The sequence below is a fragment of the Leisingera sp. F5 genome, from assembly GCF_001593695.1.
On sequence record NZ_LUKH01000754.1, the window covers coordinates 1 to 1,727 of the forward strand.

A 1,727-nucleotide genomic window follows, 5' to 3' on the forward strand; every position below is an offset into this window, starting at 1 on the left:
GTTCCGGACTGGATCAGCGAAGAGGGCGGCCTGCGCTTGCGCCCCGACTACTGGCCGGAACGCGGCGGTATGGATGGGTTCTACATGGCCCTTTTGCGCAAATCCGCGTGACCCCCGGGGCGTCCCCGGTATTCGCCGGTGACTTGATCCGCCCCTCGCGTTATGCTCGCGCCAAAACGCCCTGGCAAAATCCGGCGTGAGGCAAAAAGAGCATGTCCACTTTTGACAGAATGGCCGGCCGCGGCACCCGGCTGCTGAACAGCTATTACGCTTGGCGGGCGCGCAGCCAGCCGGCTGCTACCGGCTTTGTCTCGCAGCCCGAGCCGCGCACCATCGGCAGCTTTGCCCGTGGCCGTCAGCTGGTGGCTGGCAACCTGCTGTTTGCCGGGTACCTGGTCGAATCGCCTGACACCGGATTGTGGGAGGTTGCCGCCCCGGATGCGGCTTTCGATGCGGAACGGCACGGTTTTTCCTGGCTCGATGACCTGGCAGCGGTCGGGGATTTCAAGGCCCGCGCCAAAGCGCAGAAATGGGTCTGGGGCTGGATCCAACAGCACGGACGCAGCGGCGGGCTGGCGTGGCTGCCCGATCTGACCGGGCGGCGGGTGATCCGCTGGATCAACCACGCGCTGTTCCTGCTCAGCGGCAAGGAAAAAGACGAGACCGAAGCCTTTTATCATTCGCTGGCACAGCAGACCTGGTTCCTGGCACAGCGCTGGCAGGGTGCGGCGCCGGGCCTGCCCCGGTTCGAGGCATTATGCGGCTTGATCTATGCGGGTCTTGCCCTGCAGGGGCGCGAAGAGCTGGCGGACCCGGCGGTCCGCGCGCTGGCCGCAGAATGCGAGGCGCAGATTGATGACCAGGGCGGGCTGCCAACCCGCAACCCTGAGGAACTGCTGGAGGTTTTCACCCTGCTGACCTGGGCTGCGGCGGCCCTGCATGAAGCCGGTCGCGCAGTGCCGCCTGCGCATATCAATGCGATCGAGCGGATCGCCCCCACTTTGCGCACCCTGCGCCACAGCGATGGCGGGCTGGCACGGTTCCATGGCGGCGGCCGCGGATTGGAGGGGCGGCTGGACCATGCCCTCGCGGCCAGCCATGTGGCTGAGCGCCATGCGGACGGGCTGGCAATGGGATTTGCCCGGCTGTCTGCGCGGCGGACCTCGGTACTTGTCGATGCCTCGGCGCCGCCCAAGGGCAAGGCGTCGAACTATGGCCACGCCTCGACCCTGGCGTTTGAGCTGACATCAGGGCGGCGGCCTCTGATTGTGAATTGCGGATCGGGCGAAACTTTTGGCGTCGAATGGCGCCGGGCCGGGCGCGCCACGCCTTCGCATTCCACGCTGTGTATTGAGGGGCACTCCAGCGCCCGGCTGGCCGCGCCGCATAAAACCACCGGCCATGAGGAATTGATCGAAGCGCCTGATGAGGTGCCGCTGGAGGTCAGAGACCTGGCTGATGGCTGCCGTTTTCAGGGCGGGCACAATGGCTATACTTCTCATTTCGGGCTGACCCATGCGCGCACCCTGGATTTGGCGTTTGACGGGCGAGCCCTGAGCGGCGAAGACATGCTGGTGGCGCTGGACGATGCTGCCAAGCGTCAGTTCACCAAGGTGCGGGATTCCAGCGCTGAGGGCGGCATCGGCTTTGACCTCCGCCTGCATCTGCACCCTGAGGTGGACGCGACACTTGACTTGGGCGGCGCCGCGGTATCCATGGCGCTCAAG

The 1,727-nt window shown here is 66.0% G+C and carries 1 protein-coding gene; it reads left to right on the forward strand.

What is annotated here, in order from left to right; all coding sequences use genetic code 11:
• Window positions 1–212 precede the first annotated feature (212 nt).
• Window positions 213–1,727: heparinase II/III family protein (locus tag A2I95_RS35570; protein WP_291737262.1), on the forward strand; the 1,515-nt coding region annotated here is incomplete at its 3' end.